This window comes from Ligilactobacillus sp. RTP31139st1_D10_RTP31139_211217, assembly GCF_040226755.1.
In the GTDB taxonomy this organism is placed as follows: domain Bacteria; phylum Bacillota; class Bacilli; order Lactobacillales; family Lactobacillaceae; genus Ligilactobacillus; species Ligilactobacillus animalis.
The window spans coordinates 1-14,767 of sequence record NZ_JBCOAR010000013.1 but is presented as its reverse complement, the minus strand read 5'-3'; the positions used below and the strand labels follow the sequence as shown (position 1 = coordinate 14,767).

Annotated in this window: 14 protein-coding genes; 1 reads left to right on the top strand and 13 read right to left on the bottom strand. The window is 41.5% G+C overall.

Annotated features, from left to right (window positions below):
- Positions 1-23: 23 nt before the first annotated feature.
- On the bottom strand, positions 24-386 hold the full coding sequence (locus ABT996_RS08115) for an Asp23/Gls24 family envelope stress response protein (protein ID WP_004047399.1): 363 nt from the start codon (positions 384-386) through the stop codon (positions 24-26).
- A 380-nt stretch (positions 387-766) separates the two neighbouring features.
- On the opposite strand from ABT996_RS08115, the gene rpmB reads away from it, so the two are divergent.
- Positions 767-952: a 50S ribosomal protein L28 gene (rpmB, locus tag ABT996_RS08110; RefSeq protein WP_004047397.1), complete on the top strand. Its 186-nt coding sequence runs from the start codon at positions 767-769 to the stop codon at positions 950-952.
- Positions 953-1,055: 103 nt separating this feature from the next.
- Here rpmB and ABT996_RS08105 read toward each other — a convergent pair whose 3' ends face one another.
- The 12 genes from ABT996_RS08105 to gmk all read right to left on the bottom strand — a co-directional run bounded on the left by ABT996_RS08105 (position 1,056) and on the right by gmk (position 14,495).
- Positions 1,056-2,696 carry a peptide ABC transporter substrate-binding protein gene (locus tag ABT996_RS08105; RefSeq protein ID WP_035447873.1) on the bottom strand — a complete coding sequence of 547 codons (1,641 nt, stop codon included), beginning with the start codon at positions 2,694-2,696 and terminating at the stop codon, positions 1,056-1,058.
- A 132-nt stretch (positions 2,697-2,828) separates the two neighbouring features.
- Positions 2,829-3,476 (bottom strand): thiamine diphosphokinase, encoded by a 648-nt coding sequence (locus ABT996_RS08100; RefSeq protein ID WP_035447870.1) that lies wholly within the window; start codon positions 3,474-3,476, stop codon positions 2,829-2,831.
- A 1-nt stretch (position 3,477) separates the two neighbouring features.
- Positions 3,478-4,128, bottom strand: coding sequence for a ribulose-phosphate 3-epimerase (gene rpe / locus ABT996_RS08095; protein WP_035447869.1), 651 nt, complete (start codon positions 4,126-4,128; stop codon positions 3,478-3,480).
- A 14-nt stretch (positions 4,129-4,142) separates the two neighbouring features.
- Positions 4,143-5,030, bottom strand: coding sequence for a ribosome small subunit-dependent GTPase A (gene rsgA / locus ABT996_RS08090; protein WP_010688881.1), 888 nt, complete (start codon positions 5,028-5,030; stop codon positions 4,143-4,145).
- Positions 5,031-5,051: 21 nt separating this feature from the next.
- Complete coding sequence (gene pknB / locus ABT996_RS08085; protein WP_035447867.1) at positions 5,052-6,746, bottom strand: Stk1 family PASTA domain-containing Ser/Thr kinase; 1,695 nt, start codon at positions 6,744-6,746, stop codon at positions 5,052-5,054.
- The gene (locus tag ABT996_RS08080) at positions 6,743-7,492 is read right to left on the bottom strand and encodes a Stp1/IreP family PP2C-type Ser/Thr phosphatase (RefSeq protein ID WP_010688877.1); all 750 of its coding nucleotides are present in this window, start codon (positions 7,490-7,492) and stop codon (positions 6,743-6,745) included. Before ABT996_RS08080 ends, pknB begins: the two co-directional genes overlap by 4 nt.
- A 3-nt stretch (positions 7,493-7,495) precedes the next feature.
- A complete protein-coding gene (gene rsmB / locus ABT996_RS08075) occupies positions 7,496-8,845 on the bottom strand; it encodes a 16S rRNA (cytosine(967)-C(5))-methyltransferase RsmB (protein WP_035447865.1) in 1,350 nt (449 codons plus the stop codon).
- Complete coding sequence (gene fmt, locus ABT996_RS08070) at positions 8,826-9,791, bottom strand: methionyl-tRNA formyltransferase (RefSeq protein WP_010688874.1); 966 nt, start codon at positions 9,789-9,791, stop codon at positions 8,826-8,828. The genes rsmB and fmt overlap by 20 nt, the downstream gene beginning before the upstream one ends.
- A 27-nt stretch (positions 9,792-9,818) precedes the next feature.
- Positions 9,819-12,239 carry a primosomal protein N' gene (gene priA, locus ABT996_RS08065; RefSeq protein ID WP_035447863.1) on the bottom strand — a complete coding sequence of 807 codons (2,421 nt, stop codon included), beginning with the start codon at positions 12,237-12,239 and terminating at the stop codon, positions 9,819-9,821.
- Entirely contained in the window at positions 12,239-13,429 is a 1,191-nt protein-coding gene (gene coaBC, locus ABT996_RS08060) for a bifunctional phosphopantothenoylcysteine decarboxylase/phosphopantothenate--cysteine ligase CoaBC (RefSeq protein WP_010688872.1), read from the bottom strand. Before coaBC ends, priA begins: the two co-directional genes overlap by 1 nt.
- Positions 13,430-13,542: 113 nt before the next feature.
- Positions 13,543-13,752, bottom strand: a complete 210-nt coding sequence (gene rpoZ / locus ABT996_RS08055) for a DNA-directed RNA polymerase subunit omega (protein WP_004047376.1) — start codon at positions 13,750-13,752, stop codon at positions 13,543-13,545.
- Positions 13,753-13,880: 128 nt separating this feature from the next.
- On the bottom strand, positions 13,881-14,495 hold the full coding sequence (gmk, locus tag ABT996_RS08050) for a guanylate kinase (RefSeq protein ID WP_010688870.1): 615 nt from the start codon (positions 14,493-14,495) through the stop codon (positions 13,881-13,883).
- Positions 14,496-14,767: the final 272 nt, after the last annotated feature.

Here is a 14,767-nt window from a genome sequence, read left to right as displayed (position 1 = left end):
TCCTCCTTGGTTATTTCGCGGTACTAATCGTTGATGACACGTACGCCTTGAACGATAACATTCACAGATTCAGCGGTAATGCCTAACATTGAATCTAAATTGTACTTAACTTTATCTTGTACATTGCGGCAAACTTCTGAGATCTTTGTACCATAACCGACAATAATATATACATCCACAGCGATGCCTTCATCTTCTTGACGAATCACAACACCTTTAGAGTAATTGTCACGCTTTAAAATTTCATTCAAATTGTCTCGAATCTGGTTTTTGCTGGCCATACCAACGATCCCGAAAATTTCAGTTGCGGCTCCACCAACAACAGTTGCGATCACTTCATTGCTGATATCGATATTTCCAAATTGATTTTGAATTTTAACAGCCATTTTATACAGCCTCCTTAACTAATAAGACAATTCCCTTTTCCCAAAAAATGGAAAAGAAATATCAAATCGATGTTCAGTTTTTCACTGCTCAATCAATACTTGTCCTTTCATTATACCATGTTTATCGCAATTGCCCAAAAACAGTTGTTCATTTTATCTTTTTTACCCTTTAAATACTAGCATTCTCCCCTATTAGGCCACTAATATTGGTTTAGATAAAAATTTAACTTTTGGAAAAGCCTATATTTTAGGCATTTATAGCTGTCAAGCAAAATTACTTTATAGAAAACTATTGCAATCGCGCGCTATCTATGATAATTTTATTTAGTGAATGAGCAAGACCCCTTGCTCCTTAATTCGAGATAAGGGAGGATATAATCATGGCTAAAGATTTTGTAACTGGTCGTAAGACAACTTTTGGTAAGAAGCGTTCCCATGCTTTGAACCAAACAAACCGTAGCTGGAAGCCAAACTTGCAAAAGGTACGCATCTTGGTTGACGGCAAGCCTAAGAAGGTATGGGTTTCAGCTCGTGCTTTGAAATCCGGTAAAGTTACACGCGTCTAATCGAGGCGTTTACAGGCCCCAACTTGAGGGCTTTTTATTTTACCTTAAAAACACATAAAAACTCCCCGTAGGTAGCACTAGGCTATTTACGGGGAGTTTTTATCTACTCAATGATATAAACTTCTTTCCAATTATTAGTAGCACCTGCCGAATTTTGGATCAAACCTTTAACAGTCACATTTATCAACTGCGGTACATTAGTTTGATAAAGCGGCGCCACACCTTGTTGTTCACTTAAGACTTTAGACGCTTGAACTAGATCATCCCAACGCTTCGCTTTATCACTCGCATCAGTCGTTTTGGAAGCTTCGATCAAGCGGTCGTATTCTGCATTTTCCCATTTACCAAAGTTATAAGAATTATCCTTTGTAAAGAGATCTAGGAAACTGATCGGATCAGCAAAATCGGCTGACCAACCACTTAACTGAACATCAAAGTCACCTTTTTCACCACGGGCGATCCGTGTTTTCAATGGCACACTTTGGACTGAAACTTTAACATCAGATAGATTTTCTTCCAGCTGACTTTGGATAAATTCAGCCACTTTCTTTGAAATATCATCATCACTACTCATTAAAGTAAATGATAATTTATCTTGGCCCAATTCAGCCAAACCTTCCTTCAATAATTCCTTGGCTTTTTTCTTGTCATAGCTGACACCAGCTGTCGTTTTCGCTGCCTGAGCAAAGTCTTGGTCTTTGTACTCAGCTAGACCTTGAGAAACGATCCCTAGACTTGGTTGCGAACCACCGCCAACGATATTTTTAGCTAATTCTTGGCGATCGACAGCATAGGATAGTGCTTGCCGAATCTTTAAATTCTTAAAACTTTCCTTTGTCTGGTTAAAGTCTAGGTAGGTAGTCCGGGCTTGTTTTAAGGCACTATATGCTGGATCTTTTGCCAATTGCTTAGCCTGTTCATTGCTCAAAGTCGTGTAGTCGAGTTGCTTACTTTGATAGAGATTATACGATGTCGTTGTGCTCTTATTGACCTTAAAGTTGATCGTTTCGAGTTTGACTTTCTTTTTGTCCCAATAATTTGGATTTTTGTTAAGTTTCCAATTCAAGTTAGAACCTGTCCAACCTTCAACTACGAATGGTCCATTATAGACCATGGTTTTAGCCGAAGTTCCATACTCATCACCAAATTTTTCGACTGCTTTTTGATTTTGAGGTAAGAATGGTTCAAAGCCTAATAATAGTTGGAAATATGGGATCGGCTTCTCCAAAGTTACCACTAAGGTATGATCATCTTTAGCTGTGATCCCTAAAGTTTCAGGTTTAGCTTCACCTTTAACGATCGCATCAGCATTTTTGACTCCACTATAGAGATAAGCGTATGGTGAGGCCGTTTTTTGATCAACAGTTCGGCGCCAACCATAAACAAAATCATGCGCGGTCACCTTATCTCCATTAGACCATTTACCATCTTTTCTTAACTTAAAAGTATATGTCAAATTATCATCTGAGACTTCTGTTTGTGTCGCTAATCCTGGTTCGATCTTGCTGTTTTTTCCTAAGCGATATAGCCCTTCCATCGAGTTATTGATGATATCACCACTATAGGCATCCGAGACCTTCGATGGATCAAGCGTTGCCAGTTCAGCTAGATAACTCCAATTCAAGACTTGTTTTGAAGCTACCTGCCCTGTAGAATTTGCCTTTTGCTTGTTTGAACAAGCTGTCACTAATAAGCCTGTGGCTGCTAAAGCAAGTGCCCCAGTCACCAATCGTTTAAATTTCATAATACTCCCCCTCATGCTATATATCATTTAACATTAATTAATGTTTCGTTAATTTTAATCTAAAACAAATCAAAAAGCAATATTTTTTTGCAAAAAAATATGATCGCCAAATAATTGACGACCATTATTTCTTTAACTATCTTTACTTTGAATAACACACAACACGCCACTATCAAAGCTAAAACTAGCACTTTCGCCAACAAATTCATTGCTGACATATGCAGTTGGCAGTGAAAGATCTTGCTCAAATAATTGATATTTTTCATCAGGGAGCGTTAGTTTAGTTACCGGTGTTAAGGAAATAAATGAGAGATAACTCATTTCTTCTAACTTAGTTAATGTATAACTTCCAGGTAAATAAAATCGAATTTCATTTTGACAGTCTTTGAAGCAAACTTTAGGCACAAATGTCGGAAAATCTAAACGTAAAACGCTAAATAAATTAGCCAAAAAATGATCACTTCGTCCCCCAGTGGCCCCGTAGACCACGATCTGTTCCGGATGATACCGGCGCTCGATCTCTAACAATGCTACTTCAGTATCGGTATAGTCTTTTTTTGCCGGTAAACTACAGATAGCTTGACTGGCTTCTGTGACTAACTTGACTTGTTCTGCAGTTGCAGAATCAAAATCGCCAACAGCTAATAAGGGCTTGATCTTTGCTTGACATAAGCGGACTGCTCCCATATCAGCTCCGACCCAGCGTTCATTTTTCTTAGCTTGCAAAAGCCCCGGTGGCAGATGATCCACTGGACCTCCGACTAATAAATTTACTTGCATCCTATCTAGCAGCTTCTTTTAACGTTGCGATCTGCATTGCTGGATCTTTTGCGTTAAAAACGTATGAACCAGCAACTGCAACTGTTGCTCCCGCTTGGGCAACTTCTTTGATCGTTTCAGCATTGATCCCACCATCAACTTCGATCTCAAAGTCAAGCCCATGTTCTTTTTTATAAGCTGCTAATTCAGCTACCTTAGCAACTGTTTCAGGGATAAAAGCTTGACCACCAAAACCTGGATCGACTGTCATGATCAAAACTTGATCGACTAGCGGTAAAATTTCTGCTGCCGCCATAACTGGTGTCCCTGGATTCAAAACAACTTCTGCTTTCAGACTACTAGCTTTGATCTGGCTCAAAACACGATGGATATGCGGTGTGGCTTCTAAATGGACCCCAACGATATCAGCACCTGCATTTTTTAGATCAGTGATATATTTTTCTGGTTCATCGACCATCATATGACAATCAAAAACTAATTCTGAATGCTTGCGCAAAGCCTTTACTACATTAGCTCCAAATGTTAAATTATCGACAAAATGGCCATCCATTATATCGATGTGTAAATATTCAGCGCCTGCCTTTTCTACTACAGAAACATCATCTTTTAAATTTGCAAAATCAGCACTTAAAATTGAAGGTGCAATTTTCATATTAAATTCCTCCGTTATCTATATTTAGGTTTTTGATTTATGATCATATCATGAAACAACTGGTAATTAGCATAGCGACTAGGCATGATCTCTCCCGCCTCGACTGCTGCCTTGACTGCACATTTAGGTTCATTGATGTGCATACATCCCCTGAATTTGCAGTCAGCTTGATGAGCTACTAGATCTGGAAAGAGCGTTGGAAGTTGTTCTTTAGTGATCTCTAATAATTCAAAGGATGAAAAACCAGGCGTATCAGCTAATAGATTATCTCCGATCGGCAAAAGTGAAACTTTACGTGTCGTATGCCGTCCACGACTTAAGGCCTTAGAGATCTCGCCAGTTGCTAGCTCTAAACTGGGCTCTAACTGATTCAAGAGTGTGGACTTGCCCGCACCAGTCTGCCCCATAACAACGATGACTTGATGATGTAAATTTGCTAACATCGTCTCTAACGTCTCCGGTCGAGCTGGCAAGCTGCCCCGATAGACCGGATAAAACTTAGCATAGTAGTTGAGGATCGGATCAAGCTTGGCTTTTTGTTCTTCGGTAAGAAGATCATATTTTGAAAAATACAAAACTGGTGAGACATCATTCGCCTCTAACATCGCTAACTGACGGTCAAGTAAATTACTGGAAAAATCCGGTTGGACACATGCGGTAACTACTAGAGCTGTGTCTAAATTGGCCATTGGTGGTCTGACTAACTGATTTTTTCGCGGATAGATCTCTAAAATATATCCTTCGTCGGCTTTTTGCGCTTTAAACTCTACCCAATCCCCCACCAGCGGAGTTTGCTTTTTTTTGCGAAAATTTCCTCGTGCTCTAGTTCGATACTCTACACCATCAGTAGTGACCACATCATAGTAGCCACTTAAAGATTGTCTGATCTGTCCTTTTGTCAATTACTCTATCACCTTTCATTTCTATTCTACTTCATAGTTGTAGGGAATATTTTCAGTCTTACTACCCAAAGTTATCTCCAAAACATCACCTTCGTGCAAAGGTGTCCCTACTGCTGGCTCTTGGGCGATCACGAACATAGCTTTCTTCTTTGAACTTGATGTTTTTTTCACAACTAATTCTAAACCACATTCACTTGCATATTCCTTAGCTTCACTCAAAGTATAGCCTGTTAGATCGATCATCCCTTCTAAGTTAGGGCCTTGACTGACTGTAAATGTTACCGTCGTTTTGGCAAAGGCAACTTTCTTTTTAGGTGAGATCGATTGGGCAATTATTTCACCACTTGCTACGCTATCTGAATACTGTTTCTTTTGTTTGACCGTGACCCCTTGAGCTTTCAATTTACGACTAACATCACTAAAATCACGACCACGATAATCGCCAAAAGCTTTTTTAGGTAGCCCCTTAGATAAGATCAGATCGATCTTAGTGCGCTGTTTGACTGTCGTTCCCTTACTTGGAGAGGTAAAGGTCACACAGCCTACATCATAGCGGTCATCGTATTGGTAAGTCACTTTACCTAGACTCAAGCGTTGACTTTCCAATAACTGGACCGCTTCTTTCTTATGCATTCCCTTTAAATTAGGGACCGATACATCTCTTGGAAGCGTATAAACAATCGCCCCAAGAACCACTAGTAACGCTAAGATCACTAGCAACCAAATTTTCAACCGCTTAGGCCGAACTTTCACGGCTTTTTTAGGTTCTGGTGTAATTTGTACCGTCTTAGTTAAGTTTTTATCTTCACGAGCTACCTCATCATAAAAATTAGGTAAGATCTTAGTCTCTTCTTCCACATGTATCCGCGGACGCCAACGTGGCTCAGCTGTTCGTTTTTCATCTAAACAAGTTGCTAGATCAGCTTGCATCTCTTCCACGTTTTGATAACGATCAGCGCAATCTTTAGCAGTAGCATGCAAAACGATATTTTCTAAGGCTTGGGGGATATCTTGCTTAAATGAACGGGGCGATGGCATTTGACTGCGATAATGTTTCAATGCGATCGAAACAGCTGTTTCACCATCATATGGAACGCGCCCTGTCAACATTTCAAACAAAATGATCCCTAATGAATAAATATCAGATTGTTGAGTTATCATGCTGCCCCGCGCTTGTTCGGGTGAGATATAATGAACTGATCCCATCAGCGTATTGGTCTTAGTCATAGTTTCTTCGGCTAAGGCGATCGCGATCCCAAAATCAGTTATTTTAACATTTCCCGCTTCATCTAATAAGATATTTTGGGGCTTTAGATCGCGATGGATGATCCCATGACTATGCGCTTCTTTTACGGCTGACAAGATCTGCTCCATGATCTCGATCACTGTAGCATAGGCTAATGGCTTGTGCTTTTCGATGTAGCGCTTGAGATCCATCCCTTTAACATATTCCATTACCAAATATTGCATACCATGATCTTCACCAACATCGAAAATATCAACGATATGTGGATCATCGAGCTCGATCAGCGAATTGGCTTCACGTTGAAAGCGCCTGATTGCAGCTTTATCGTCGCTTAGATCTAGACGCAAGAGCTTGACTGCCACCTCACGTTCTAAGATCAGATCGTAAGCTAGGTAAACATTAGCCATGCCACCTTCGCCTAAAGAGCGGATGATGCGGTAGCGACCATTGATCGCATAACCGGCTCTCATTTTTCATCGTCCTCCTCATCTGACCAAATTATCAAAACTGTGATATTATCCGAACCTCCAGCTAAATTAGCTTGCTCAACTAGTTTTTCAGCTTTTGCTTGCAAAGACAATTCGGGCAACTCTAAGATCTGCTTGATCTTTTCATCATCTAACATATTCGTCAAGCCATCCGAACAGAGTAAATACATATCGGTCGGCAATAGCTTTAAAATGCATGAATCGATCTTAGCTTGCTTAGAGACCCCTAACGTCCGTGTAATAATATTCTTGTGCGGATGATGTTTAGCTTCTTCCTTGCTGATCTCACCACGCTTGACTAATTCATTGACATAAGAGTGATCCTCTGTGATCTGCTCAAATTCACCGGCATGTAACAAGTACGCTCGACTATCACCGATATTTGAGATCGCGATCTGGTCGGCAAAGATCATCGCACATACAAGTGTCGTTCCCATTCCAGCTAGATCTTGATATTGATCAGCTCGTTTCAAAATACTATTATTTTCAACGATCACTTGATCTTCGAGCCATTTTATCGCTGCTGTTGCATCACTTAATTCTGTCTGTTCAAATAGGTAGCCGAGGTGAGAAACTGCCATTTCAGAGGCAACTTCCCCACCTAAATGTCCGCCTAAGCCATCTGCTACGATCGCAAAGCTAAAGCCAGCTTTATTTTTAAAAGTTGCGACGCGATCTTCATTGACTTGGCGGACTTGACCAACATCACTTGTATATGCGATCTTCATCTGTTACACCTCAGTTCTTTTAACTAATGTTGCGATATAAAATCCATCCGATAAGTGATCATCAGGATAGATCGTCAAGCCCAGCTCTTGACGGTCGGCTTTGAGCTCAAAAGCCGTTTTGGTTTTGACCTGCTCAAATTCTGGGTGGGCTTTTAGAAACGCCGAGACAGTTTGTTGATTTTCACTGTCTAAGATCGTACAGGTACTATATGTCAGGGTGCCACCGACTTTTAGTAACGGTGCCACCGCATCTAAAATGCTAACTTGGATCCGGTGAAGGTCTAATGAGTCTTGATATTTTTTCTCATACTTGACCTCAGGTTTGCGCCGTAACAGACCGATCCCTGAACAAGGAGCATCTACTAGTATTTTATCAAAACTTTCCTTAGCGAACTCTTCGGACGCCTTGCGTGCATCCATTTGTAAAGCTTTCACTTGCGCCTCAACATGGGCCCGGAGCGCATTTTGTTCTATCAAAGCGACTTTATGCTTATGGATATCCAAGCTAGTAACTTGGCCGGTCTCTAACTGGGCAGCGATCTGCGTAGTCTTTCCGCCTGGTGCTGCACAAGCATCTAAAACTTGGTCACCAGCGTTGATCGCCATCGATTCAACTGCCAACATCGCACTTTCATCTTGCACGATCGCTTGACCAGTTTTAAAAGCTTCTGTTGCTGGAATAAAGCCAGTGTTGACTTGCAATGCTAACGGCGTGACTGGACTTTTAGCTACTTCAAGTTTTTCCGCTTCTAACTGCGCCGCTAGGGCCTCAGCTGTCGTTACTTTAGTATTGATACGGACGGTTTGCTTTGGTGCTTGATTGATAGTTTCTAAGATACTTTTAGTTTTAGCTGTACCGACCTCTTTTTGCAACTGCTCGACCAACCACCGCGGTGTACTAGTCGCAATGCTCAAAGCTTCGATCGGATCAGTGATCGCATCTAAGCTCGGTATGCCTTGGCGATCGATCGCATGTAAGATCCCTGTGACAAACTTTCGGACCCCAGCATGCCCCTTAACTTTAGCGATCTCGATCGTTTCATTAAAGACCGCCCGTTTAGGAATATTATCCAAATATATCTGTTGATAAAGCGCCGTTAAAAGCAGTTGTTTGACCCAACTTTGTAATTTATTTGGCCGTTTGATAAAAGGCTTTAAATAATATTCCAAAGTAAGCTTATGTTGGATCACACCATAGACGATATTAGTCAATAAATGGGCATCCCGCTTTGTCAGTTCATTTTGCTTGATCGTTTGATTGAGTGCTAAATTTGAATATGCGCCTTGCTTTTCGACTTTTTCAAGCAATTCAACCGCTAAATAACGTGGTGTCTTATTTATCTTCTTTGCCATCTGAAATTACCTTTTGCCCTACTTTTAGTCCTTGACCAACACCATTTAAATAATCGGTGATCTTTAATTTAGGCTTACCTGCTGGTTGTAAAATTTTGACACTATAAGTCGTATTTTCAGCTGCAGCTAAGATCAGCTCATGTTTTGAAACTTCGACCACTGTCCCAGCTTCAAACTCAGTTGTTTGCGTCAATGGTTCGATCTCCCATAATTTAGTCCGCTTACCTTTGAGATCGGCAAAGTATGCGCCTGGAGCTGGGCGTAATGCACGGATCTTCCAGTCGAGTTCTTTAGCTGTCAGATCTAGACTCAAGCTCTCTTCTGCTGGTTTGATCGTTGGTGAAAAGACGACTTTAGTCTCATCTTGTTCAACTGGTTTGATCTCACCTGCGATCAATTGTGGTAGCATTTCTAGTAAGGTATCGCGCCCTAAGATACTCATCTTTTCAAAAATCGAAGCTGTATCGTCTTTTGGTCCGATCGGCATCTCTTTTTGAGCTAACATTGCGCCCGCATCCATCTGCTTGACCATATAGATGATCGTGACACCTGTCTTATCATCCCCATTCATGATCGCATACTGTACCGGAGCCCCCCCACGGTATTTAGGCAACAAGGAACCGTGAACATTGATCGCGCCGATCTTTGCTGCTTGGATCAGTTTAGTAGGTAAAAATTGACCAAAAGCGGCGGTAATGATCAAATCTGGATGTAGATCAATGATCTCTTGCATCTCAGGACTCCCTGAGATCTTTTCTGGTTGTAAAACCTTGATCCCATGTTTTAAAGCCATTTCTTTGACTGGTGAAGCTGTCAAGACTCGTTTACGTCCTGTATAACGGTCTGGTTGAGTCACGACTGCTTTTACGTCATATCCATTGGTCACTAGACCTTCTAAGATCGGGGCAGCAAATTGTGGTGTCCCCATAAATACTACTGATGTCATTTCACTTATCATCCTCTTTACTTAACATTATAAAAAATTGACTGGTTCACGATCGATCACGACCATGATCCCTTTTTTCTCACCGCTTTGGCTTTGTAAGAGCAAGTCTTGTAAATATTTTTCCAAAGCGGGTTCTTGTTTATATTTTATCACTAATTGGTAATAAAACCGATTCTTGATCTTTAAGATCGAACTTGGCGTTGGCCCTAAAACTAGCGCTTGTGGGCTCAAGCATTGGTCGAGTCCTTTTTTGATCGCAAAGCTTTCTTTAGCAGCTTCTGCCTCACTTTTAGCACTAACTGTGATCTTGATCGTATAGTAATACGGCGGGTAATTGTTCAAATGGCGCAAATTCATCTCATAGAAGAAAAATTGCTCATAATCTTGACGACAGGCTAACTGGATCGCATAATGCTCGGGATTATAAGTCTGAATGACCACTTGGCCGGTCTTATCGGCCCGTCCAGCCCGTCCACTTACCTGGGTCAAAAGTTGAAAAGTCCGTTCACTCGAACGATAATCTGGCAAACTCAAAGATGTATCAGCATTTAAAACTCCAACTAAAGTCACATCGGGGAAGTCTAACCCTTTAGCGATCATTTGTGTTCCTAATAAAATATCAGCTTCATGCGCTCCAAATTTAGCTAATAACCGCTCATGTGCGCCTTTTTTACGTGTTGTATCCACATCCATCCGTAAGATCCTTGCTTCAGGCAATAACTTTTCTAACTCAGCTTGGACTTTTTGAGTTCCGGTCCCATAGTAACGGATCTTTTTGCTATCACAACTCGGACAGCGATTCGGGATCGCTTCTTCATGACCACAATAATGGCATTTCATCGAGTGCGTATCCATGTGTAAGGTCAACGAAACATCACAATTCGGACACTTCAAGACAAAGCCGCAATCGCGACACAAAACAAACGACGAATAGCCACGCCGATTCAACATCAAGACGACCTGTTCTTTTCTAGCTAAACGTTCGGTGATCTGATCAAGCAATATCTGCGAAAAATCTGGAGCAGGCGCTGTTTTGACCGCTTCACGCATATCGACTAAAGTGACCTGTGGCAAAGAGCTACCATTGATCCGTTTAGTTAAATTCAATTGTTGATAAACACCTTTTTGCGCCCGCGCACGCGTCGCTAGATCTGGGGTCGCTGAGCCTAAAACGACGGGACAATTGTGGTATTTTCCACGCCAAAGCGCCACATCCCGGGCTTGATAACGGGGCATATCTTCTTGTTTATAACTCGCTTCATGCTCCTCATCAATAATGATCAGCCCAAGATCATCTAAAGGAGCAAAAATAGCTGAGCGCGCACCAACTACGACTTTGGCTTCCTTGCGCTCGATCCGACGCCATTCATCATAACGTTCTCCATCTGATAACGCACTATGCAACATCGCAACATCTTTGCCGAAACGCTCTTTGACTCTTTGGACCATCTGTGGCGTCAGCGATATTTCTGGTACGAGCATCAAAGCCGAACGTCCTTGGCTCAATGCATGGGCGATCGCTTGCAGATAGACTTCTGTCTTACCACTGCCAGTCACACCTTCCAATAAAAATGCAGTCGCATTTTTAGCTGTTATCGCTTGATCGATCTGTTCGACCGCTCGCTGTTGTTCAGGCGTTAATTGCTTGGGCGTAGTTACTTGGAGCGTTTTATCACCATAGGGATCACGATAGCGTTCTTGCTGAGCTAATTTTAGCCAGCCTTGCTGAGCCGCTTTTTTTAATTGATTTAGACTGACTTGTAAATCTGCTTGTAGCTTTGTTTGCAAAAAACTTTGGTGCGGATTTTGGTATAAAAATTCTAATAACTCCAATTGTTTATGGGCATTTTTCCGCACTTTAGCTTTGAATTGAGTATAATTTTGTTCATCGACCAGTGAAGTCACCACCCCGACTAGCTTAGCTTTAGCCCGATCTTTAACATGATAGACCACTTCTAAATGACCAGCTTGGCGCATTTGTGCTAACTTATTCAATTGTTGTGCCGACAATTTGCTCTCATCAAATTCGATCTCGGATCCTCCAGCAAAAAGTGAGTTCAGTTCTTGCGGTAATTCAACAGCCGAAAGCAAACGTAAACTCTTAGAATAACTCGCACGCATGACATTAGGCAACATCACTTGCAGGCAACGGATCTTAAATGAAAATGTCTTTTGGGCTAACCAATCGGCTAATTGTAAAGCTTCATTATTCAAAACTGGGGCTAAGTCCATTAAACTTGTAACGCGCTTAGGAGCGATCGCAAGCTCATATTCATCAGTCAGACCGACGATAAACCCTTGGATCTGGCGTTCTCCTTTACCAAAAGGAACGATCACTCGCATCCCTACCTGAGCTTGATCCTGTAATTCTTGCGGTAACTCATACGTATAGGGACGATTAGTCTGCATGGCGGGCACATCAACAATAACTTGCGCATAACGTGCCATCAGCTCTCACCTCGTAACTGCAAAGCAGAACTCAAGATCAGATCAGCTAATTGCGTCTTTTTTAGCTTACCCGTAGCTTTAGGTGCGTTTTTTCTTGTCAATAGCCAGGCTTCATTATCGTCAGCCCCAAAGCCGATATCTTTTCGTGAAACATCATTTGCAACTAAGAGATCAGCATTTTTTTGCTGTAACTTTTTAGTTGCATGCGCTAAAAGATCGGTCGTTTCAGCCGCAAAGCCAACCAATACTTGCTCACGCTTTAATTCGCCTAACCGTTTTAAGATATCCGGATTTTTTACGAGCTCTAACTGCCATGTTTCAGCATTTTTCTTGATCTTTTGTTCTGCAACTGTTTTAACGCGATAGTCCGCCACTGCGGCTGCCATGATCACAATATCTTGTTTGGCATAATGGGTGAGCATCGCTTCCTCTAATTCTGCGGCAGTCTGGATCTCATATGTCGTGACCCCTGCTGGTGGCGTTAGTTTAGTCGGGCCAGTGACCAAGGTAACTTCTGCTCCCCGGGCTAAAGCTCGCTTGGCTAAGGCATATCCCATTTTTCCACTCGAACGATTGGCGATATATCTGACTGGATCGATCGCTTCTCGGGTCCCGCCTGCACTTATCAAAACTTTTTTTCCTCTAAGATCTTGTTCGATATTTTCTACGTCAGCGATCCAAGCATAGATAGCTTCTGGTTCGGGCATCCGGCCTTTACCGGCATAACCTTCAGCTAATAGACCATTCACTGGCTCTAAAATTGCAACACCATCGGCCTGTAATCGTGCAATATTGCGCCTTGTTGCAGGATCAGCCCACATTTTATCATTCATGGCAGGCACAACGTATTTAGGCGCTGCCGTCGCTAATAGAGCAGTCGTTACAAAGTCATCAGCTATCCCATTAGCCATTTTAGCGATCACATTAGCTGTAGCTGGTACTACCACAGCTAGATCGGTCCAATCGGCTAACTTGATATGTGGTACAGGTGAATCATTTTCAAAGAGATCGGTATAAACTTCTTGATGGGTCAAGCCCTTAAAAGTTAGTGGTGTAACAAACGCTTGCGCCGCTTTAGTCATTGCGACCTTGACCTTTGCCCCTTGTTTAACGAAGAGTCGCGCCAAAATAGCTGCTTTATAGGCCGCGATCCCACCACTTACATAGAGTGCTATATGTTTTTTCTCCAAAAAATCAGCCCCTTTAATTATCTATACATATTTTAGCACATTCCTCAAATTTAATATTTTTAGTTGTTCAAAAAAAATGAGACCAAGGTCAACCTCAGTCTCACTCTACTATATTAGCCTTCTTCACCTTCAGATTTGATCTTAAGGTCACCGGCAACGATTTCTTCTAAAGCTCGGCCAACACTTTTTACCGATTCATATTCGCTTAACATTGGATGTGCCCCAGCATCAAGTTCATGGGCACGCTTAGATGCAAGCATGATCAAAGAGTAACGTGAATCGACACGTTCTAAAAGTTCATCTACTGATGGATATAAAATCATTGAATATTCTCGACTATATGAATGTGAACAAGTCAAAATAAACTTGTGAAGAATATAGTCTCTTCCTTTCCTAGATTTATTGCGCTATTGCCTCACATTTAAACTTCTTAGCTCTCGACTTAAAGCGGTCAGTCGACCCCTAATTGTTTCTTATAATCAGGCAAGAAACGTTTAACACGCCAACGTTCAGCCCGAATGATCGTTTTGATCTTTTCAGCTGCCTTAGCAACTTCATCGTTTACGACCGCGTAATCGTAATTTTGCATCATTTCGATCTCGTCTTTTGCCTTTTCCATACGCTTATCGATCGTTTCTAGATCATCAGTCCCGCGATTGATGATCCGTTGGCGAAGTTCCATTAGGTCAGGTGGGGTCAAGAAGATGAACAAGCCGTCAGAAACTTTTTCACGTACTTGCATTGCACCTTTGACTTCGATCTCCAAAAAGACATCCTTACCCGCATCAAGCATCTCATTAACGTATTTTAATGGTGTACCATAATAATTGTCAACATATTGAGCATACTCCAACATGCCTCCGTCAGCGATCTCTTTTTCAAACTCTTCTTTTGAAACGAAGTAATAATCTTTACCGTCAACTTCGCCTGGTCGCATTTGTCTAGTCGTCATTGAGATCGAATAGTCAAAGTTGTTTCCTTCTTGTGAAAAGATCTCCTTTCGCACAGTACCCTTCCCCACACCAGAAGGACCTGAAAGGACGATCAACATTCCTCTTTTAGCCATGCGCTTTATAACTCCTCAATTTATAAGTTTATATACCATTGTGCACTTTTTTAAGGCTTTTTTCAAGTCGTCATGTCCATTTTTGCAGATTTTAATTAAATTTTCTCAAAAAAATCTAGGGCTTTTCATGTCATGAGCATTCCCCTAATCAAGAACCACTTATTGTATATATGGTACCACTTCCAAAATTCCTAATTCTGCTATATAAAATGTAGAACAATATAGAAGTTTAAGTACATTCTTCTACATTGTTAGAAAGAATTATATAGTTT

Coding starts and splice junctions, on each gene's coding strand:
- ABT996_RS08115 (WP_004047399.1), bottom strand. CDS start 386: ATGGCTGTTAAAATTCAAAATCAATTTGGAAATATCGATATCAGCAAT.
- rpmB (WP_004047397.1), top strand. CDS start 767: ATGGCTAAAGATTTTGTAACTGGTCGTAAGACAACTTTTGGTAAGAAG.
- ABT996_RS08105 (WP_035447873.1), bottom strand. CDS start 2,696: ATGAAATTTAAACGATTGGTGACTGGGGCACTTGCTTTAGCAGCCACA.
- ABT996_RS08100 (WP_035447870.1), bottom strand. CDS start 3,476: ATGCAAGTAAATTTATTAGTCGGAGGTCCAGTGGATCATCTGCCACCG.
- rpe (WP_035447869.1), bottom strand. CDS start 4,128: ATGAAAATTGCACCTTCAATTTTAAGTGCTGATTTTGCAAATTTAAAA.
- pknB (WP_035447867.1), bottom strand. CDS start 6,746: ATGAGAGCCGGTTATGCGATCAATGGTCGCTACCGCATCATCCGCTCT.
- ABT996_RS08080 (WP_010688877.1), bottom strand. CDS start 7,492: ATGAAGATCGCATATACAAGTGATGTTGGTCAAGTCCGCCAAGTCAAT.
- rsmB (WP_035447865.1), bottom strand. CDS start 8,845: ATGGCAAAGAAGATAAATAAGACACCACGTTATTTAGCGGTTGAATTG.
- fmt (WP_010688874.1), bottom strand. CDS start 9,791: ATGACATCAGTAGTATTTATGGGGACACCACAATTTGCTGCCCCGATC.
- priA (WP_035447863.1), bottom strand. CDS start 12,239: ATGGCACGTTATGCGCAAGTTATTGTTGATGTGCCCGCCATGCAGACT.
- rpoZ (WP_004047376.1), bottom strand. CDS start 13,752: ATGATTTTATATCCATCAGTAGATGAACTTTTAGAACGTGTCGATTCA.
- gmk (WP_010688870.1), bottom strand. CDS start 14,495: ATGGCTAAAAGAGGAATGTTGATCGTCCTTTCAGGTCCTTCTGGTGTG.